Annotated in this window: 18 protein-coding genes; 7 read left to right on the top strand and 11 right to left on the bottom strand. The window is 73.3% G+C overall.

Annotated elements, in window-relative coordinates; genetic code table 11:
• Positions 1–15: 15 nt before the first annotated feature.
• From ACIQZO_RS24410 to ACIQZO_RS24385, 6 genes are read right to left on the bottom strand one after another with little or no spacing between them, the layout of a single operon-like run.
• Entirely contained in the window at positions 16–1,023 is a 1,008-nt protein-coding gene (locus ACIQZO_RS24410) for a pyridoxal-phosphate dependent enzyme (protein ID WP_403629584.1), read from the bottom strand.
• Entirely contained in the window at positions 944–1,960 is a 1,017-nt protein-coding gene (locus tag ACIQZO_RS24405; RefSeq protein WP_403629582.1) for a GHMP kinase, read from the bottom strand. Before ACIQZO_RS24405 ends, ACIQZO_RS24410 begins: the two co-directional genes overlap by 80 nt.
• Entirely contained in the window at positions 1,957–2,793 is an 837-nt protein-coding gene (locus ACIQZO_RS24400; RefSeq protein ID WP_403629580.1) for a Rossmann-like domain-containing protein, read from the bottom strand. The genes ACIQZO_RS24405 and ACIQZO_RS24400 overlap by 4 nt, the downstream gene beginning before the upstream one ends.
• Complete coding sequence (locus ACIQZO_RS24395; RefSeq protein WP_403629578.1) at positions 2,790–3,656, bottom strand: ABC transporter ATP-binding protein; 867 nt, start codon at positions 3,654–3,656, stop codon at positions 2,790–2,792. The genes ACIQZO_RS24400 and ACIQZO_RS24395 overlap by 4 nt, the downstream gene beginning before the upstream one ends.
• Complete coding sequence (locus ACIQZO_RS24390) at positions 3,653–4,765, bottom strand: FecCD family ABC transporter permease (RefSeq protein WP_403629576.1); 1,113 nt, start codon at positions 4,763–4,765, stop codon at positions 3,653–3,655. Before ACIQZO_RS24390 ends, ACIQZO_RS24395 begins: the two co-directional genes overlap by 4 nt.
• Complete coding sequence (locus ACIQZO_RS24385; protein WP_403629574.1) at positions 4,755–5,783, bottom strand: ABC transporter substrate-binding protein; 1,029 nt, start codon at positions 5,781–5,783, stop codon at positions 4,755–4,757. The genes ACIQZO_RS24390 and ACIQZO_RS24385 overlap by 11 nt, the downstream gene beginning before the upstream one ends.
• Before the next feature lie 172 nt (positions 5,784–5,955).
• On the opposite strand from ACIQZO_RS24385, the gene ACIQZO_RS24380 reads away from it, so the two are divergent.
• Positions 5,956–7,224, top strand: coding sequence for an MFS transporter (locus ACIQZO_RS24380; RefSeq protein WP_403629572.1), 1,269 nt, complete (start codon positions 5,956–5,958; stop codon positions 7,222–7,224).
• Positions 7,225–7,226: 2 nt separating this feature from the next.
• On the opposite strand, the gene ACIQZO_RS24375 is transcribed toward ACIQZO_RS24380, so the two are convergent.
• Complete coding sequence (locus ACIQZO_RS24375; RefSeq protein WP_403629569.1) at positions 7,227–8,012, bottom strand: VOC family protein; 786 nt, start codon at positions 8,010–8,012, stop codon at positions 7,227–7,229.
• Between the two features lie 176 nt (positions 8,013–8,188).
• On the opposite strand from ACIQZO_RS24375, the gene ACIQZO_RS24370 reads away from it, so the two are divergent.
• Positions 8,189–9,034: a sulfurtransferase gene (locus tag ACIQZO_RS24370; protein WP_403629567.1), complete on the top strand. Its 846-nt coding sequence runs from the start codon at positions 8,189–8,191 to the stop codon at positions 9,032–9,034.
• A 45-nt stretch (positions 9,035–9,079) separates the two neighbouring features.
• Here ACIQZO_RS24370 and sepH read toward each other — a convergent pair whose 3' ends face one another.
• Positions 9,080–10,105: a septation protein SepH gene (gene sepH, locus ACIQZO_RS24365; protein ID WP_403629566.1), complete on the bottom strand. Its 1,026-nt coding sequence runs from the start codon at positions 10,103–10,105 to the stop codon at positions 9,080–9,082.
• Positions 10,106–10,626: 521 nt separating this feature from the next.
• Between sepH and ACIQZO_RS24360 the strand changes: the two genes are divergently transcribed.
• Positions 10,627–11,430: a hypothetical protein gene (locus ACIQZO_RS24360; protein WP_403629563.1), complete on the top strand. Its 804-nt coding sequence runs from the start codon at positions 10,627–10,629 to the stop codon at positions 11,428–11,430.
• Positions 11,431–11,469: 39 nt separating this feature from the next.
• Here ACIQZO_RS24360 and ACIQZO_RS24355 read toward each other — a convergent pair whose 3' ends face one another.
• Positions 11,470–12,801, bottom strand: coding sequence for a D-arabinono-1,4-lactone oxidase (locus ACIQZO_RS24355; RefSeq protein WP_403629560.1), 1,332 nt, complete (start codon positions 12,799–12,801; stop codon positions 11,470–11,472).
• Positions 12,749–14,005, bottom strand: coding sequence for an MFS transporter (locus ACIQZO_RS24350; RefSeq protein WP_403629557.1), 1,257 nt, complete (start codon positions 14,003–14,005; stop codon positions 12,749–12,751). The genes ACIQZO_RS24355 and ACIQZO_RS24350 overlap by 53 nt, the downstream gene beginning before the upstream one ends.
• Before the next feature lie 174 nt (positions 14,006–14,179).
• On the opposite strand from ACIQZO_RS24350, the gene ACIQZO_RS24345 reads away from it, so the two are divergent.
• Together ACIQZO_RS24345 and ACIQZO_RS24340 are read left to right on the top strand one after the other, a co-directional pair.
• Positions 14,180–15,337: a ferrochelatase gene (locus ACIQZO_RS24345; RefSeq protein WP_403629554.1), complete on the top strand. Its 1,158-nt coding sequence runs from the start codon at positions 14,180–14,182 to the stop codon at positions 15,335–15,337.
• 14 nt (positions 15,338–15,351) lie between these two features.
• A complete protein-coding gene (locus ACIQZO_RS24340; RefSeq protein WP_403629826.1) occupies positions 15,352–16,152 on the top strand; it encodes an inositol monophosphatase family protein in 801 nt (266 codons plus the stop codon).
• 186 nt (positions 16,153–16,338) lie between these two features.
• Here the strand turns inward: ACIQZO_RS24340 and ACIQZO_RS24335 are convergent, their stop codons facing one another.
• On the bottom strand, positions 16,339–16,518 hold the full coding sequence (locus ACIQZO_RS24335; RefSeq protein ID WP_403629551.1) for a hypothetical protein: 180 nt from the start codon (positions 16,516–16,518) through the stop codon (positions 16,339–16,341).
• Between the two features lie 246 nt (positions 16,519–16,764).
• Here ACIQZO_RS24335 and ACIQZO_RS24330 point away from each other — a divergent pair, with 246 nt between their 5' ends.
• Positions 16,765–17,418, top strand: a complete 654-nt coding sequence (locus tag ACIQZO_RS24330) for a response regulator transcription factor (RefSeq protein ID WP_030008767.1) — start codon at positions 16,765–16,767, stop codon at positions 17,416–17,418.
• Positions 17,419–17,423: 5 nt separating this feature from the next.
• Entirely contained in the window at positions 17,424–18,668 is a 1,245-nt protein-coding gene (locus ACIQZO_RS24325; protein ID WP_403629549.1) for a sensor histidine kinase, read from the top strand.
• Positions 18,669–18,797: the final 129 nt, after the last annotated feature.

The raw sequence follows: 18,797 nt of genomic DNA, 5'->3' as shown, positions 1-18,797 counted from the left end.
CATGGGTGGTCAGGTTCAATCGGTCGGTTCTCTGCCCGCGGCCCCGTTCCAGCGCATCCGGGACCAGGGGAGTGCGAGTTCGGCCCGGTCCGTGACCGGGCGCGGCGCCAGGCAGTCCACGGCGACCGCCTCGCGGTGGCGGGCGTACACGGTGTCCACGTAGCGGTGGCCCGTGTCGGCGGCGATGAACACGACCGTGCGCTCCGGGGCCCGGGACCGCTCCCAGCGGGCCGCGAGGTAGCCGGCTCCCGTGGACAGACCGGCGAACACCGCGTGCCGCCGCAGCAGATCGACGCTGCCGGCCAGGGCGGCGTCGAAGGAGATCCAGTGCAGCGTGTCGTACGAGGCGTGGCTGACGTTCCCGAAGGGGATGGAGCTGCCGATCCCGGCGATGATGATCTCGGGGTCGGCGACGTGCCCGGCGCCGAAGGTGACGCTGCCGAAGGGCTGCACGCCGACGAGTTCGACGTCGCAGGAGTCCTCCCGCAGGTAGCGGGCGAGGGCTCCGGTGGAGGCGCCCGACCCGACCCCGCCGACGAGGGTGATCCCGTCCCCGCCCGTCGACCTCCGGATCAGGTCCGCCACGGCGCGGTAGCCCAGGTAGTGGATGTCGTCGTGGTACTGGCGCATCCAGTGGTACTCGGGGTGCTCGGCCAGGATCTCGTGGATGCGCTCCACCCGCCGCTTCTGGTCCAGCTTGAGGTCGCTGCACGGCTCCATCCGCTCCAGCGTCGCGCCGAGGACGGCGAGTTGGGTGCGGAGCGTGCGATCGACGGTGGTCGAGCCGACGATGTGGCAGCGCATGCCGTGCCGGTGGCAGGCCAGAGCGAGCGCGTACGCGTAGATCCCGCTGGAGCTGTCCAGCAGGGTGTCCCCGCGCCGTACGACCCCGGTGTCGAGCAGGTGGCGGACCGCGGTGAGGGCGGAGACGACCTTCATCGTCTCAAAGCGCAGGCAGACGAGCCGGTCGTCGAGGCGTATCAGATCCGGTCGGCCGATGGCCTCCGCGATGTGCTGGTCCACTCTGGAACTCCTGGGTCGTCGCAAGGGTGGTGAAGGTGCGGGTCACGGCGATGCCGTTGCTCTCCAGGGCTCGTACGCAGCCTCGGACCCGGTGGCGCAGCGCCCTGGCCCCTGGGTCGAGGAGCAGACCGGCCACGGCGCCGCTGTGCGCGATCTGCACCCCCACGGCCCCGAGCCGTCGGGCGATGTCGGTGAGCGTGTCGAACTCCGGGTGACGCAGCAGCTCTTGGCCCCGCCGCGCGCTGGCGCTCGCGACCCGGCCCAGCAGGGCAGCGTTCCCGGTGGCCACGGCCCGCCGCAGCAGGGTGCGCAGCCGCTCGAAGGCGCGTACGTCACTCGCGTCGTGCGCGGGGACCGGCAGGGACAGCGTGTCCACGGGCGCGCCCCCGCCCAGCGCGCACCCCACGACGACGAGCGGCGGCAGGCGGGGGCCGAGCACCTCCAGGACCCGCCCCTCGCGCTGCGCGAAGAGCACCGGGCGGGTATCGAGCATCAGCGGATCGCAGGCCAGCTCGGCGCGTACCGCGAGCCGGGCCACGGTGTCGGGCGCCAGCCGCACGCCGTAGGAGTCCGCGACCGCGCGTACGACGGCGATGACATCGCCGGTGGAGCTGCCCATGCCGAGGCCCACCGGGATGTCGGAGGCGATCCGCAACTCCCCGCCGCAGGGCGCCTCCCGGCACCGCCGCGCACACTCGGCCACGGCGAGGGCCGCCGCGCGGGCGGCCTTCGTACGGTCGCCCGGCAGGACGCCGAGCCGCTCCGGCGGGGTGCCGGGGCGCCGGGTGAACTCGGCCCGGCTGCCCGGCCCGGTCATCGGCAGGGTGACCAGGCCGGCGCACCGGCGCCCGGTGGCGTCGAGGAAGACGCCCTGGAGGATCTCGCCGTGGTGGCAGGCGGCGTGCCCGACCCCGCGGCGTACGGCGGGCGCGATCACGGCTGCTCCACCGCCCGGTAGCGGTAGAGGGTCGTCGGGTCGGCGCTGAACTGGGAGAAGGGGAAGGGCTCCGCGGACAGGGCAGTCACCCCGGAGCCGAGGAAGGCGCGCGCCACCGCGCTGCCGCTCTGCGCGTACACGACCAGCGGGATGCCCCGGGTGCGGCAGCGGTCGAGCACGGTGTCGAAGGAGCCGTTGCCGAGGGTCATGCCGGTGGCGATGACGGCGTCGGCGCGCTCCAGTACCTCATGCATGTCGGTGGTGACGGGATCGCCCCACCGGGTGGCGCTGAGGTTGAAGTCGCACGGCAGCGGTACGCCGCCTCGCTCGCGGATGGCCGCGACCAGCGGGTCGACCACGCCGATGAGGCCGACCCGGGCGCCCGCTTCGATGTCCAGCAGCCCGGCGATGGCCGCGTCGCGGGTCCGGGCGCGCACTTCGGGGGTGCCGGCGGGGAGGGTGACCGGCTCGGCCCCGGCGTCGCGGTGCGGGCGCCGCTCGGCCAGGTACGCGTCGAGGGCGGCGATCCGTAGCGGGCGCGGTGCCTCGCGCAGCAGGACGTCGAGCGGGGTGCCCGAGGCGTCGCGGCAGACCGCCGGGTCGATCTCGCCGGCCTCGAAGGCGCAGCCGCCGAAGGAGCCGCCGAGGCGCACCAGGACGTACTGGTTGAGGTAGGTGGTGTCGCCCCCGGCCAGCCGGGTGCCGTGGTGGATCCAGAACACGCTGGTCGCCACGAGTCCGGCGGGCAACGGGCCGTGTTCACCGGCCAGGACGGCCGCGACGAGGGAGTCGACGGTCGGTGCGGCGGCGGTGGTGGTTGCGGGGATCGTCATGGGGTTCCTTCGCGAAGGGTCGGTGCGGGTGCGGGTGCGGGTGCGGATACGGGTGAGGGCACAGGCACAGGCACAGGCGCGGGCGCGGGCGCGGCGGTGCGGAGCGGGCCCCGGAAGCAGACCGCGGGCCGCCCCAGCGAGTCGGCGGCCAGTTCGGCGTCCACCTCGAAGATCCGGGCGAGGTGCTCGGCGGTGAGGACGGCGGCGGGAGTCCCGGAGGCGATCAGCCGGCCGTGGTGCATCAGCAGGAGCCGGTCGCAGTAGCGCGCGGCCAGGGAGAGGTCGTGCAGTGCGACCAGCACCGTCTGCCCGGTGCCGGCGAGCAGCTCCATGAGCTCCAACCGGTGTTTGACGTCCAGGTGGTTGGTGGGTTCGTCGAGCAGCAGGCCGTACGGCTGCTGCGCGAGCGCGCGGGCGATATGGGCGCGCTGCCGTTCGCCGCCCGACAGCCCCTTCCAGGAGCGGCCGGCGAGCGCGGTCAGGCCCACGCGGTCCAGTGCGGCCGCGACGACCGCCCGGTCGGTGGCGTCCGGTCCGCGCCAGCGGTCGCGGAAGGGCGTCCGCCCCAGCCCGACGACGTCGGTGACGCGCAGGTCGGTGTCGAATCCCGGGTCCTGCTCGACGAAGGCGATCCGGCGGGCGATCCGGCGGGCGCTCCAGTCCCGTACGGGCCGGCCGTCGTAGTGCACCGAGCCCGCGTCGGGCACGCGCAGCCCGGCCAGGCAGCGCAGCAGCGAAGACTTGCCCGAGCCGTTGGGGCCGAGCAGGCCGACCGTCTCGCCCGGCGCGACGTCCAGGTCGACCCCGCGGACGACGGGCGTGCCCGAGGCCGACCAGTTCAGCCCTTCGGCGGTGATCCTCACAGCTCACCCCTCCGGCGCAGGACGAGCAGGAACAGCGGTACCCCGAGCAGGGCCGTGATCACGCCCACCGGGATCTCGCGCGGCGTGAAGGCGACCCGCGCCAGGGCGTCGGTCCCCACCAGGAACACCGCGCCCGCGAGCGCCGCGTGCGGGAGCAGGACCCGGTGCAGCGGGCCGACGAGGAGCCGCACCCCGTGCGGCACGATCAGCCCGACGAACCCGATGGCGCCGACGGTGGCCACCGCCACCGAGGTCAGCACGGCCGTCATCACGAGCAGCAGCATCCGGGTGCGCCGTACGCCGATCCCCAGGGAGGCGGCGGTGTCCGCGCCGAACGCGAGACCGTCGAGGGCGTTCGCGCACAGCCAGGCGGCCGCGAGCCCGAGCGGGGTGACGACCGCGCAGACCGCGACGGCGCCCCAGCGGGCCGGGGCCATCGATCCCAGCAGCCAGTGGGTGAGGGCGCGCGTGGTGTCGGCGTCCGCCGAGGCCATCAGGACCAGCGAGGTCAGGGCGGTGAAGAGCTGCCCGACGACCACGCCGGTGAGGACGATGCGCACCGAGTCCAGGCCGGTCCGGCGCAGCAGCGCCAGCAGCAGGCCGAAGGAGAGCAGGGCGCCGACGAGGGCTCCGCCGGTGATCCCGAGCGTTCCGCCGCCCCAGCCGGCCGCCGAGAGGGGCAGGGGCAGGACGGCCGCGGTGACGGCCCCGGCCGAGGCGCCGGAGGAGACCCCGAGCAGGTACGGGTCGGCCAGCGCGTTGCGGGTGACGGCCTGCAGCACGGTGCCGCACACCGCGAGTGAGGCGCCGACCAGAGCCGCCATCAGGACCCGCGGCAGCCGCAGGTCCCAGACGAGCGAGTCCAGCAGCGGCGGCAGCGGTTCGGCGCCGAGCCCCAGCCGGGCCCCGAGCGCCCGGCCGAGGTCGGCCCATCCCACGTCGGCGGCGCCGATCCGGGTGCCCGCCGCCACGGAGACGGCGAGTACGAGCACCCCGGCGAGGAACAGCCCCGCCCGGTGCGGGGCGGACGGCGCTCCCGCGGGCGCGCCCACCCGGACGTCGCGGGCGGCCGGAAGCAGCAGGTCCACCGCCCCCGGCTCAGCGGACATACCCGAGGTCCTTCATCGCGTCCGCCAGCAGACCCAGGGCGTGCACGGAGCGTACGGAAGGGTCCAGTTCGATGCCCGGCACCTCGACGACCCTGTTCTCGCGCACCGCCGCCAGCCGGGAGACCACCGGGTCCGCGGCCATCGAGGCGCGCTTCTCGGCGGCGCTGTCGCCGGGCCTGCCGCGCTCGGACAGATCGCCGATCACGATGAAGTCGGGTTCCCGCCGGGCCACTTCCTCCCAGGAGACCTCCGGCCAGTCCTCGGCCACGTCGTCGAAGGCGTTCCTCGCGCCGACGATCCGGCTCATCTCGCTGGGCAGACCGGTCCGGCCCGCGACGTACGGCATGCCGTTGAGGACGGAGTAGAGGTAGACGACGGTGGGCTGCCCGCCGTCCCGGTCGGCGGCCCTGCCGGCGTTCTCACCGGCCTTGGCGACGGCGGCGCGCTGCTCGCGGGCGAGGCCCGCTGCCCGTTCCTCGCTGCCGAAGACCTTGCCGAGCTGCTCGTAGTCGGAGAAGAGCAGTTCGAAGGGGGTCTTTCCGGCCTCGTTCTGCTGCGGGCAGTCCACGGCGCTGACGAAGGCCGGGACCTTCAGGGCCGCCAGTTCCTCGCGGGTGCCGGCGCGGTCCTTCGTGTAGAGGTCGGCGGAGCCGGCCACGACGAAGTCGGGTGTGGCGGACCGTAGTTGCTCCCCGGTGGCGATCTTGGGGGCGATGACCGGCACCTCGGCGTACGCGTCCCGGTACCGCGCGGGGATCTTCGTCTTGAGGTTGGCCGTGCCGGCCATCCGGTCCTGGAGCCCCAGTTCCAGCAGGGTCTCGGTCGAGGTCTGGTCCAGGGCGACGGCGCGCTGCGGGGGCCGGTCGAAGGGGAGCTGCCGACCGCAACTGCCGATGGCCGCCCCGGGGGACGGTTTGCCGGCCGACGCGCGGTCGTCGGTGGCGGGGGTCGAGCAGCCTGCGGTCGAGAGGGCCAGGGCGAGCGCGAGGGGAGGGCCGATTCGGGCGCGGTGGCGCATGGGTTCTCCGGTCTGGGAAGGGCGTGGGTGTGGGCCGGGGCGTGGTCGCGCACCGGGCGGGAGTGCCTCGTCAGAAGGGTACTGTAATGGTTATCGTTTTCATTAAGATCCCCGGGTCGAGGTCCACCGAGCCGCGATCCGGTTCCCGCCGACGAACTTGGAGCACCGCACCGTGGCGACCACACCCCTGCCCGCGACGACCGAGACCGGTCCACCGCCCGCCCGTTCCCTCCTGCGCGACACCGCGTTCCTGCGCCTGTGGGCGGGCACCACCGCCTCCGGACTCGCGACCTGGGCCCTGCCCTTCGTGCTCGGCCTCGCGGTCCTGCACCGGGAGCTCGGCGCGGCCGGCCTGGGCCTGGTCCTCGCCGCCCGGACCGCCGGCTTCCTCCTCGCCGTCGCGGTCGGCGGGGTACTGGCGGACCGTCACTCGCGCCGCGCCGTCGTGTTCTGGTCCGCCCTCGCGGCCGCGGTCGCCGCCCCGCTGCTCGCTCTCGGCCTCGGCCGCTCGCTGGTGCTGATGACCCTCGCCGCCACTCTCGCGGGCGCCGGTCAGGGAGCCTGCCGCCCCGCCTTCCAGGCGCTCACCGCCGAGACCGTCGCCGCCGACCGCAGGCAGCAGGCCAACGCCGCCATGACCCTGGCGGTACGGACCTCCACGCTGGCGGGACCCACCCTGACGGCGCTGCTCGCGGCCTTCGTCGACGCCGGGACGCTGCTGCTGGGGATCGGGCTGCTCTGGCTGGTCGCCGCACTCCTGCCGGGCCGGGGCGCCGACGCGCACCCCTGCGCCGCGTCAGGAGCACCCGCCCCGCGCGCATCGCTGCGCGCCGAGTTCGTCGACGGCATACGCGAGGCCCGCCGGCACCCCTGGTTCCTCGCCGGACTCGGCGCCTTGACCGCCGTGATCGCGCTGGGCTACTCCGCCACGAGCGTGGCCCTGCCCCTGGTCAGCCGCGACCGCTACGGCACCGAGTGGGTACTGGCCGCGGCCATGACCGCCTACACCGTGGGCGCCCTCGGCGGCGCGCTGGTCACCGCCCGGCGGCGGCCCCGCTCCCAGGGGTGGAGCGCGTTCGCCGGACTGGCCCTCTACGGCTTCGCGCCGCTGAGCTTGATGCTGCCGGTCCACCCGGCCCTGGTGATCGCCGCGTACGCCGTGGCCGGCATCGGGATCGAGCTGTTCAACGTGCCGTGGTTCACGGCCACCCAGCGCGAGGTCGCCCCGGACAAGCTCGCCCGGGTCTCCTCACTGGACTTCCTGCTGTCCTACGGCCTCGCACCGGCGGGCCTCGCCCTGATCGCCCCGGCCATCGGCGTCTTCGGCGTCACCCCGGTCCTCGCGGTGTGCGCCGCGGCCTGCTTCCTGGTACCCGCCGCGGCCGCCCTCGTGCCCACCGCCCGCCACTTCGGGCGGGCGCCCGGGCCGAGGGCGGACTGACCTCAGCGCCGCGCCGGGACGATGGCGAAGACCGCGCCCTCCGGGTCCGCGACCGTGGCCTGCCGCCCGCGCGGGCCCTCGTGGGGCGGGTCGACGACGCGCCCGCCGAGTTCGACGACCCGGGCCGCCGCCACGTCGGTGTCCTCCACCTCGAAGTACGCCATCCAGTGCGGCCCCCGGTCGTGCGGCAGCGAGCGGCCGACGCCGTGCACGGCGGCCACCGGGCGGCCCTCCAGGTGCAGGGTCAGGTAGTCGAAGTCGTCGGAGGCCGTGGCGTGCGTCTGCGCCTCGTGGCCGAAGACGTGCTCGTAGAACTTCCCGACCGTCGACGTGTCCTGCGTGACCAGCTCGTTCCACACGGGGGTGCCCGGCCCGCCGTGCAGCCGGGTGCCCATGCGGCTCTGCGCCTGCCACAGCCCGAAGATGGCGCCCAGCGGGTCGGAGCAGATCGCCACCCGCCCCGCGATCCCGGCGTCCAGCGGACCCACCGCCACCGTGCCGCCGCAGGCGCGTACCGCTTCGGCGGTCGCGTCCGCGTCGTCCGTGGCGAGGTACGTCGTCCAGGCCACCGGCAGGTGCCGGTCCGGCGGCATCTCGCCGATGCCGGCCACCTCGTGGCCGTCCAGCACCGCGCGGACGTACGGGCCGAGCTGCTCGGGACCGGGTTCGTACTCCCAGCCGAACAGGTCGGCGTAGAAGTCCTCGGTGGTCCCGAGCCCGTGCACCATGAGGCTCACCCAGCACGGGGTACCGGGCGTGCGCCGGGTTGGTTCCGCTGCCTCGGTCATGTCAGCCGTCTCCTCCGTCGTGGCGCTTACCGGTGCTGATGCTTCCACTCCCGGGGACTCGGCGCGCCCCGACCGGGCCGCATCGAGGGGGCTCGGCGCGGAGTTGACCGGATCGGTGCGGCCCGCCGATGACGGGCTTGTTACGCGGGTGCGGGGCGGGGAGGAAGATGGCCGGCATGACTGCGAAATCTGCGATCCTCTCCGCCGCCGAACTGAGGACCGAGCTGGCGGGCTCCCGCCCGCCGGTGCTGCTGGACGTCCGCTGGCAGCTCGGCGGACCCGACCAGCGGCCCGCCTACGAGGCAGGACACCTGCCCGGGGCGGTGTACGTCGACCTCGACCACGAACTGGCAGGTCCGCCCGGGTCGGGTGGCCGGCACCCGCTGCCGGACCCGGAGGCCTTCGGGGAGGCGATGCGGCGGGCGGGCGTACCGGCGGAGGGGCCGGTCGTTGTGTACGACGGTGGTCTGGGCTGGGCGGCCGCTCGCGCGTGGTGGTTGCTGCGCTGGACAGGTCACCCGAACGTGCGGGTTCTGGACGGCGGCCTGGCCGCCTGGACGGCGGCCGGGGGCGCGGTGACGGCCGATCGGGTGACTGTTGCGGAGGGCGATTTCAAGCCAACTCCAGAAGCGGTCGGGCTGCTGGACGCGGACGCGGCGGCGCTGCGCGCGCGGGAAGGGGTCCTTCTGGACGCCCGGGCGGGGGAGCGTTACCGCGGCGAGGTCGAGCCGATCGACCCGGTCGGCGGCCACATCCCGGGTGCGCTGTCGGCTCCGACCACGGAGAACGTGGGTCCGGACGGGCGGTTCCTGCCCGCGGACGCCCTGCGCGCCCGGTTCGAGGAGCTCGGCGCGTCCGAAGGGACGGCGGTGGGGGTGTACTGCGGCTCGGGAGTCTCCGGAGCGCACGAGGTACTGGCCCTGAACGTGGCGGGCATCGAGTCGGACCTCTACGCGGGCAGCTGGTCGCACTGGTCCGCGGACCCGGCCCGCCCCGTCGCCACGGGTCCGGACCCCCAGTAGGACGGCAGGCGAAGCCGCCGCCGGGAGGACCCGGCGGCGGCGCCGCTACTCCTGCTTCTTGCGGCGGGTGCCGAAGACGATCTCGTCCCAGCTCGGTACCGCCGCCCGGCGACCGGGGCGGACCCCGTCGGCCTCGGCCTGGCGGTCGGTGGTGCCGGTCAGGCGGTCGCGGTGGCCCGCCACCGTACGGGGCATCAGGACATCGGCATACGCGGCGCCCGCACCCGCCGACGCGGCGGGGGCCGGCGGCTCCTCCGCCTCCGGTTCGGTCTCCGGGGCCTCGGTGCGCTCCGGGACCACCATGTCGCCGCGGAAGCTCGGGACCGCTTCCAGCAGGCTGGTCAGGGTGTCCCGCTCCTCCTCCGGTTCCGGCGTGGGCGCCGGCCGGCTGTCGGCCCGGTCCAGCTGCCGGTCGAGGGCGCGATCCAGTGGCCGGTCGCGCGGCAGCCGCGCGATCCTCGGTACGAAGGGGAAGCTCGGCTCCGGCGCCGCCGGCAGGTCCTCGGACTCGCCGATCAGCGAACGGGCCTCGTCGTCCACGGCCACGACCAGCCGGCGCGGCGGATCGTAGGTCCAGCTCGCCGAGTGCGGTTCGCCCGCGACCCGGTAGACGAGGAGGACCTCCCAGGTGCCGTCGTCGCGGCGCCAGGAGTCCCACTGGACGGATTCCTTCTCGGCGCCGCGCAGGCTCAGCCGCTCCTGCACGGCCTCGCCGAGCTGCGGGCCGGTGTTCTCGCCGGGACGGCGCACGGGAGTCTTGCGGGCACGCTCGGCCATGAACGCGCGCTCGGCGAGCACCGGACCCTCGAAGCGGCGCACGCGGTCGACGGGGATGCCGGCGAGTTGAGCGACCTCCTCCGCGGAGGCACCGGCCCGTATGCGGGCCTGGATGTCGCGGGGGCGGAGGTGGCTCTCCACCTCGATCTCGATCTGGTTCAGGCGCGCGCGATCGTTGCGGACGGCGGCGCGGAGCCGCTCATCGATCGGAAGCGTGTACTCCGTGCTGTCCGCAGCCTTGAGCACCAGTCGTGTGCCGTCATTGGAGACGGCCACGACACGCAGTTCGGGCATGGGGACCTCCCGGGTGGTGCCTGCCGACGTCACGTGCGTCGCTGCTTCCGCTAGTCGAGTGTGGCCTGCCCGGGTGCAGCCTGCCACAACCTTGCCGAGTTAAACCGGCGTGTCGGGCATGCGCCCTTGATCGCCGTTATGGCACGGTTACCTGTTGGGCACGCACAGTGACCGAACGGTTACTGTGCGCAGCAGGCGCCCGTGCAATACCGCGGCATCACCGGTCTTTGAGTGCCGTGTTCCATCAGTCGGCCCCCTCTCCCGAGTCCGGACATCCGAAAGGAAGGACGGCCCCAGGGCTCGCCACAGTACTCCATTCGGGCCACCTGGGTGGACCGCCGCGCCGCCGAACTTCTCCCGGACGGCGGGAGTTGGCCTGCCCTCGATCGGGTCCGACCTGCACCCGTGGTCCGTTTCGGGTGTCTTGCTTCACATAATCACCAGAAATGGAACTATCTGCTTCGCCCAGCGGTCGGTAACTCCTGAAAGAGGAGAAGCGCGAGAGGCGGGACAGACCGGGGATGGCGATGGGTCAGAAGGCGGCGCGGGAAGTCGAGGACGCACCGGAGAAGAAGAAGCTCGACCTGAGTGCGGCCCAGGTCGCCGGCTCCTCCCTCGCCACCGTCGCGGCGGCCCTGCTCGCCTCGAAGATGGGCGTCTACGGGACCATCCTCGGGGCCGGTGTGGTCAGCGTCGTCGCCACCGCGGGCGGGCCGCTCATCCAGCACCTCTTCCGGCGCACCGGAGACCAGCTGCGCGAGAGCGCCCGTCCGGGTGCCCGTCAGGTACCCCTGCCCCGCGAGGAGTCGCAGGCCGACGACACCCCGGAGCCGACGGCCACCGGGGAGTTCGGCGAGGCCACCGTGCACGGCACCCGCGTACGGGGCTGGAAGCGCACCGCGGTGGCCTCCGGCGCGGCCTTCGCCATCGCCATGGGCGGCCTCGGCACCTACGAGGCGATGGCCGGCACCTCCGTCAGCAGCGGCGGCGGCACCCTCTTCTCCGGCGGCACCCGTACGGCGGGCCAGGACCGGACTGCCCCGCCCCGGGAGGAGCCGGGCGGCGACGAGAAGCGCGGGCGGACCCCCGGGCCCGGCACCTCCCCGAGCCCCTCGAACCCGCCGGGCGGCCACAGCCCGAGCCCAGGGCCGAGCCCCTCGGGCTCCGCGAGCCCCGGGAACCCGGGGGCCTCCGGGGAGCCGACGCCCGGCACCTCCCCGTCGAAGCAGGGCCCGAGCTCGTCCCCGAGCCCCGCGCCACCGGCCCCGACGACCGGTCCCGCCGCGTCGGCCCCGGCGCCGCGGCAGAGCACCCCGCAGCCGTGACCGTCGTGACCGTTGCGAGGCGCCGGGGCCGGGACCGCCTCAGTCCCCCAGGACGCGCCGCAGGTAGTCGTTGCCGAAGACCCGGTCCGGGTCGAGCCGGTCGCGCAGCGCGGTGAACTCACCGAACCGCGGGTAGACCTCGGCGAAGTACCCCGCGTCCCGCGTGTGCACCTTGCCCCAGTGCGGACGCCCGCCGTGCGCGGTGAAGATGCGCTCGGCCGCCGTGAAGTAGCCCTGGTACGGGGTGCCCTTGTACATGTGCACCGCGATGTACGCCGTGTCGCGCCCGGAGGCCGTCGACAGCGTGATGTCGTCCGCCGGGGCCGTCCGCACCTCCACGGGGAAGCTGATCCGCAGTCCGGAGCGGTCGACCATCGCCCGCAGCTCCCGCAGCGCCTCGACCACGCGCTCGCGTGGAAGCGCGTACTCCATCTCCACGAAGCGCACCCGGCGCGGGCTGGTGAACACCTTGTACGGGATGTCCGTGTAGGTGCGCGCCGACAGGGCACGGCTGGCCACGCGGGCGATGGAGGGAATGCTCGCCGGTACCGCGCGGCCCAGCGAGTTGACGGCCTGGAAGAGGCCGTTGGAGAGCAACTCGTCCTCGATCCAGGCGCTCACCGGTCCGGGTGGGGCGGCGGGGCCCTGACTGCGGTTGTTCCGCTTGGTGTTGCAGTTGCCGGTGTGCGGGAACCAGTAGAACTCGAAGTGCTCGTTCTCCGCGAAGTGCTCCTCGAACTCGGCCGTCACCCGGTCGAAGCCCATCGGCTCCTCCCGGGCGGTGAGGAAGAAGATCGGCTCCACGGCGAAGGTGATCGCGGTGACGATGCCGAGTGCGCCGATGCCGAGCCGGGCCGCCGCGAAGACCTCGGGTTCCTCCTTCTCGGAGCAGGTCAGCAGCCGGCCGTCGGCCGTGACCAGTTCCAGGCCCTTGATCTGGGCGGCGATGGAGGCCGAGTCGCGGCCGGTGCCGTGGGTGCCGGTGCTGGCGGCGCCGGAGACCGTCTGCTCCATGATGTCGCCCATGTTGGTGAGCGAGAGGCCTTCCGCGGCCAGGGCCCGGTTGAGGTCCTTCAGGACCGTGCCGGCCGCCACCGTGACCGTGCCGGCGGCCCGGTCGATCGACCGGATCCCGGCCAGCGCCTGCGGGCGTACGAGCACCCCGTCGGTCGCGGCGGCCGCGGTGAAGGAGTGGCCGGTGCCGACCGCCTTCACCCGCAGCCCGTCCTCGGCGGCCCGGCGGACCGCCTCCTGGAGCTCCCCGACCGAGGCCGGGGTGACCACACGGGTCGGTGTGGCGGTGATGTTGCCCGCCCAGTTATGCCACGCGGTCCGTGCCCCGCCGCTCTTCCCTGCTGTCGCCGTCCCCATCGGTTGCTGGCTCCTCCCCTTGCGCCGGCCTCGTCAGCCGGCGGTATCCCGCGAACGCGACCGCCGCCGCGGCCACTCCCGCCGAGACGGAGACGACGTACCCGGTCTGCGCCCCGGCTGTGTCGACGACCCAGCCGGTCACGGAGGACCCGAGCGCGATTCCGACCGCGAGGCCGGTGCTGATCCAGGTCATGCCCTCGGTCAGCTTCGCGTGTGGCACGTGCGCCTCGATCAGGGCCATCGTGGTGATCATCGTGGGAGCGATGGCGAGGCCCGAGACGAAGAGCGCCACGGCCAGAAACGGAAGGTTCCCGGCCAGTAGGAGGGGGATCATACTCACGGCCATCGCACTGATGCCCAGTACCCAGCGAGGTTCGGCCTTGCCCTTGAAGTGCATCAGGCCGAAGACGATGCCCGCCAGGCAGGATCCGAACGCCCAGATCGCCAGGAACACCCCGCCGAGGGACTTGCTGCCGTTCTCCTCGGCGAAGGCCAGGGTGGCGACATCCACCGAGCCGAAGATCGCGCCGGTCGCGACGAAGGTCGCCACCAGGACCTGGAGGCCGGGGGAGCGCAGCGCCGACGAGCGGTCCGTGTGCTCCTGGTGCGGATGCGGCTCGGGCTCGGTCGCGGTCAGTGACGTCAGCCACCACACTCCGGTCACCAGGCAGACGAGGGCGACCACCGGACCGGCCTCGGGGAACCAGCCGGCCGACAGCGTGGCGGCCAGCGGCGGGCCGATGATGAAGCACAGCTCGTCGACGATGGACTCGAAGGAGTAGGCCGTGTGCAGCTGCGGGGTGTCGCGGAGCAGGGCCGTCCAGCGGGCCCGGACCATCGATCCGACGCTGGGTACGCAGCCGGCGACGACGGCGAAGACGAAGAGGGTCCAGGCCGGCCAGTCGTTGGCCGCCGCCACCAGCAGTCCGGTCACTGCGGCCGCCGCGGTCAGGGTGGCGGGGCGCAGGACCCGCCGCTGCCCGTACTGGTCGACCATCCGGGAGACCTGGGGGCCCACGGCCGCGGCGGACAGGGCGATGGTCGCGGTGATGCCGCCGGCGAGGGCGTAGCTGCCGCCCAGCTCCGTGATCATCGTGAGGACGCCGATGCCCACCATGGACAGCGGCATCCGGCCCAGGAGGCCGGCGGCTGTGAACCCCTTGGTGCCGGGGGTCGCGAATATCGCGCGGTAGGGACTGGGCAAGGTGGTGCCCTCCGTAAGGGATGGGTTCGGCTCAGACAGGTTACGGCTGCCGACAAGGCGCCCGCATGGGGAAAATTCCGACAGAAAGTTAGGGTGACCTTACCTGTTGTCCGAGGTGTGGGACGGGCCGGGTCCGTTGCCCGGGTGCGGGCGCCGGGTGGCAGGATTCGAGGCATGTCAGACCAGCTCCGTGCCCCCGACGGCGGCTCCGCCGCCCCTTACGACGCCCTCCTCCTGCTGTCCTTCGGCGGCCCCGAGGGACCCGACGACGTCGTGCCCTTCCTGGAGAACGTCACGCGCGGGCGCGGCATCCCGCGCGAGCGGCTCAAGGAGGTCGGGCAGCACTACTTCGGGTTCGGCGGGGTCAGCCCGATCAACGGGCAGAACCGTGAGCTGCTGGAGGCGCTCCGGGGGGACTTCGCCGGGCACGGGCTGGACCTGCCGGTCTACTGGGGCAACCGGAACTGGGCCCCGTACCTGACCGACGTGATGCGGGAGATGGCCGCCGACGGGCGCCGCCGCATCGCGGTGCTCGCGACCAGCGCCTACGCCTCGTACTCGGGCTGCCGCCAGTACCGCGAGAACCTCGCCGACGCGCTGGCCACCCTGGCCGAGGAGGGGGTGGAGCTGCCGCGGGTCGACAAGCTGCGCCACTACTTCAACCACCCCGGCTTCGTGGAGCCCATGATCGACGGCGTGGTGGCCTCGCTCGCCGAGCTCCCCGAGGAGGTGCGCTCCGGCGCGCACCTCGCCTTCACCACCCACTCCATCCCGACCGCCGCCGCGGACACCTCCGGCCCCGCCCCGGACCACACCGAGAACGGTGAGGGCGGGGCGTACGTCAAGCAGCACCTGGACGTCGCCCGGGTGATCGCGGACGAGGTCGCCGCCCGGACCGGGGTCGCGCACAACTGGGAGCTCGTCTACCAGTCCCGCAGCGGCGCCCCGCACATCCCGTGGCTGGAGCCGGACATCTGCGACCACCTGGAGGCCCTGCACGCCGCCGGTGCGCCCGCCGTCGTGATGGTGCCGATCGGCTTCGTCTCCGACCACATGGAAGTCCTCTACGACCTGGACACCGAGGCCACCGCGAAGGCGGCCGAGCTGGGCCTGCCCGTCCGGCGCTCGGCGACCGTCGGCGCCGATCCGCGCTTCGCCGGGGCGGTACGGGAGCTGGTGCTGGAGCGCGCCGCCAAGGAGCGCGGGGAGCAGCCGGCCGCGGAGTGCTGGGTGGGCACCCTGGGCCGCAGTCATGACCTGTGCGCGGTGGGCTGCTGCCCGGCGCGGGGCTCCCGGCCGGCGGCCGCGGGCGTGGACAGTCCGTACGCGTAGGAAGTAGGACCGTGATCACTGACGAGCTGAAGGCCGAACTGCTGGACGTGGGCCTGGAGGCCGCCCGGCAGGCCGGGGCCCTGCTGCGCGACGGCCGCCCGGCCGACCTGGCGGTGGCGGCGACCAAGAGCAGCCCGATCGACGTGGTGACCGAGATGGACATCGCGGCGGAGAAGCTGATCACCGGCATCCTCGCCGAGCGGCGGCCCGAGGACGGGCTGCTGGGCGAGGAGGGCGCGGACATCCCGGGTACGAGCGGCGTGCGCTGGGTCGTCGACCCGCTGGACGGCACCGTGAACTACCTCTACGGGCTGCCGAGCTGGGGTGTGTCCATCGCGGCCGAGTACGGGGGCGAGACCGTGGTGGGCGTCGTGGCGGCGCCGATGCGCCGGGAGACCTACCACGCGGTCCTCGGCGGCGGGGCGTGGCTGGGTACGACCCGCCTCGCCTGCCGGTCGGCGGCGCCCCTGGACCAGGCGCTGCTCGGGACCGGCTTCGCCTACGTGCAGACCCGGCGGGCCCGTCAGGCCGAGATCGCGGCGCGGATCATCCCGCTGGTACGGGACATCCGGCGGGGCGGGTCGGCGGCGCTGGACCTGTGCGACGTGGCGGCCGGGCGGCTGGACGGGTACTACGAGCGGGGACTCAACCCGTGGGACCTGGCGGCCGGCGACCTGATCGCCCGGGAGGCCGGAGCCCTGACGGGGGGCCGCCCGGCCGAGCCGGCCTCGGGCGAGCTGACGCTGGCCGCCACACCGGCCGTCTTCGCCTCGCTCCAGCCGCTGCTGGAGGAGTACGGGGCCTGGCACGACTGAACGCACGGAACGCGCTGAACGCACGGAACCCCGGACGCCCGCTCGGGCGTCCGGGGTTCACGTCGTGCAGGGGCCGTGCGGAGGTGGTGCGGAAGCAGAGGTCGTGCGGAAGTCGTGCAGGGGTCGTGCGGAATCAGGGGTCGTGCGGAAGTCGTGCGGGAAGAAGCAGTCCGGCAGATCGGGGGATCAGCAGGCGGGCACGGCGGCCGAGACCGGGACGCCGTGTTCGGCGGCCAGGCGCTGGAGGTCCTCCAGCTCGGCCTGCTCCACTTCCGCGAGGAAGTCGTCGCCCGTCTCGCGGGCGTGCCTGAGGTCCGACTGCGTGTTCCTGATGCGCTGCAGGAGACCCGCGGTGAATGCGTCCATGGTGGGTTCGCCCCCTCTTCGTGGGTCGGCGGCGGCACGTGGCTGTCCGCCGTCAGGGAGTGGATGGGGTGTGCTCTCGTCCTCCCCTGCACCCTGCGCCCAGAAACCTCGCAAGGCCCGGTAATCCTCACTTCCGCCCCGGCGGCCCCCACCGCGGGCCGCCTTACAGCCGGTTTATGGCCGAAACGGGCAGGATGGGCGACGCAATACACGTGTGCCCTTCTGGGCTCGGAGGAAGGAAACGACGTGCGCGTACTCGTCGTCGAGGACGAGCAGCTGCTCGCCGATGCGGTGGCCACCGGCCTGCGCCGGGAGGCCATGGCCGTGGACGTCGTGTACGACGGCGCCGCCGCCCTGGAACGGGTCGGGGTCAACGACTACGACGTGGTCGTGCTCGACCGGGACCTCCCGCTCGTGCACGGTGACGACGTGTGCCGGAAGATCGTCGAGCTCGGCATGCCCACCCGCGTGCTGATGCTGACCGCCTCCGGCGATGTGAGCGACCGGGTGGAGGGACTGGAGCTGGGCGCGGACGACTACCTGCCCAAGCCCTTCGCCTTCACCGAGCTGACCGCCCGCGTGCGGGCGCTCGGCCGGCGCACCACGGTCGCGCTGCCGCCCGTACTGGAGCGGGCCGGCATCAAGCTGGACCCGAACCGGAGAGAGGTGTTCCGCGAGGGCAAGGAGGTCCAGCTGGCGCCGAAGGAGTTCGCGGTGCTCGAAGTCCTCATGCGCAGCGAGGGCACTGTCGTCTCGGCGGAGCAGCTGCTGGAGAAGGCCTGGGACGAGAACACCGACCCCTTCACCAATGTCGTGCGGGTCACCGTCATGACCCTGCGCCGCAAGCTGGGCGAGCCGCCGGTCATCGTCACCGTGCCCGGTTCCGGATACCGGATTTGAAGCGCGTGCCCGTCACCCCGGCGCCACCGGTCGCACCACCGAAACCGACCTGGGACCCAGGCCAGGTCGAGGGTCCGTTCCCATGGCTGCGGCCGACCATCCGCATACGCCTCACCCTGCTGTACGGCGGGATGTTCCTGATCGCGGGCATCCTGCTGCTGTCGATCATCTACCTGCTGGCGGCGCAGGCGCTGCGGCAGGGCAATGCGCTGCCGTTCCAGATCGTCGGCGGCCAGGTCAAGGTCTCCAGCACCAACTGTCCGGGGGTGATGGGCGGCCCGCTGGAGCCGGAGCAGTTCAACGCGGCGGTCAACCAGTGCGTCCTCGAGCAGCGCCGGCACGCCCTGGACGACCTGCTCAGCCGGTCGCTCATGGCCCTGCTGGGCCTGAGCATCATCGCCTTCGCCTTCGGCTACGCGATGGCCGGCCGGGTGCTCTCGCCGCTCGGCAAGATCACCCGGACCGCGCGCCGGGTGGTCGGCTCCGACCTGACCCGGCGGATCGAGCTGGACGGGCCGGACGACGAGCTCAAGGAGCTCGCCGACACCTTCGACGAGATGCTCGACCGGCTGGAGCGTGCCTTCACGGCTCAGCAGAGGTTCGTGGCGAACGCCTCGCACGAGCTGCGGACCCCGCTCGCGATCAACCGGACGCTGCTGGAGGTCCACCTCTCCGATCCCGGGGCCCCCGTCGAGCTCCAGCAGCTCGGGAAGACCCTGCTGGCCACCAATGAGCGCAGTGAGCAGCTGGTCGAGGGCCTGCTGCTGCTGGCCCGGAGCGAGAACCAGATCGTCGAGCGCAAACCCGTGGACCTGGCGGAGGTCGCCTCGCGCGCCGTCGACCAGGTGCGCGGCGAGGCCGAGGCGAAGGGTGTGGAGATCCGCGGCGAGCGCGCGCCGGCCGTCGTGCAGGGCAACGGGGTGCTGCTGGAGCGGATCGCGCTCAACCTGGTGCAGAACGCCGTCCGGTACAACGTGCCGGAGGGCGGCTGGGTGGAGGTCGTCACCGAGGCCCAGCACGATCAGGCGGTCCTCCTGGTATCGAACACGGGTCCCGTTGTTCCCGCGTACGAGGTGGACAACCTCTTCGAGCCCTTCAGGCGGCTGCGTACGGAGCGCACGGGCAGTGACAAGGGTGTCGGGCTGGGTCTGTCGATCGCGCGCTCCGTGGCGCGCGCACACGGCGGCAGGATCCAGGCGATGCCCCGGGAAGGCGGTGGCCTCGTGATGCGTGTCACTCTTCCCTTGTGAGACGCCCACCCCGTGTTCGCTTTTGGCTGAATACTTGCCCTGTGAAATCAACCGGCCCTGTGTGATCGATCACAGTGGCCGGTGTCGGGGCATGTGCGTTCGGTGACCCCGGCGCGGCCGGAACGCCCG

The organism is Streptomyces sp. NPDC097617, from assembly GCF_044761485.1.
Taxonomy (GTDB): domain Bacteria; phylum Actinomycetota; class Actinomycetes; order Streptomycetales; family Streptomycetaceae; genus Streptomyces.
This window is presented reverse-complemented; position numbering and strand designations above follow the sequence as displayed.

Bases quoted from the DNA above. Each gene is read 5' to 3' on its own strand.
- ACIQZO_RS24400 (WP_403629580.1), bottom strand. From the start codon at position 2,793: ATGACGATCCCCGCAACCACCACCGCCGCCGCACCGACCGTCGACTCC.
- ACIQZO_RS24390 (WP_403629576.1), bottom strand. From the start codon at position 4,765: ATGTCCGCTGAGCCGGGGGCGGTGGACCTGCTGCTTCCGGCCGCCCGC.
- ACIQZO_RS24385 (WP_403629574.1), bottom strand. From the start codon at position 5,783: ATGCGCCACCGCGCCCGAATCGGCCCTCCCCTCGCGCTCGCCCTGGCC.
- ACIQZO_RS24375 (WP_403629569.1), bottom strand. From the start codon at position 8,012: ATGACCGAGGCAGCGGAACCAACCCGGCGCACGCCCGGTACCCCGTGC.
- ACIQZO_RS24370 (WP_403629567.1), top strand. From the start codon at position 8,189: ATGACTGCGAAATCTGCGATCCTCTCCGCCGCCGAACTGAGGACCGAG.
- sepH (WP_403629566.1), bottom strand. From the start codon at position 10,105: ATGCCCGAACTGCGTGTCGTGGCCGTCTCCAATGACGGCACACGACTG.
- ACIQZO_RS24360 (WP_403629563.1), top strand. From the start codon at position 10,627: ATGGCGATGGGTCAGAAGGCGGCGCGGGAAGTCGAGGACGCACCGGAG.
- ACIQZO_RS24355 (WP_403629560.1), bottom strand. From the start codon at position 12,801: ATGGGGACGGCGACAGCAGGGAAGAGCGGCGGGGCACGGACCGCGTGG.
- ACIQZO_RS24345 (WP_403629554.1), top strand. From the start codon at position 14,180: ATGTCAGACCAGCTCCGTGCCCCCGACGGCGGCTCCGCCGCCCCTTAC.
- ACIQZO_RS24335 (WP_403629551.1), bottom strand. From the start codon at position 16,518: ATGGACGCATTCACCGCGGGTCTCCTGCAGCGCATCAGGAACACGCAG.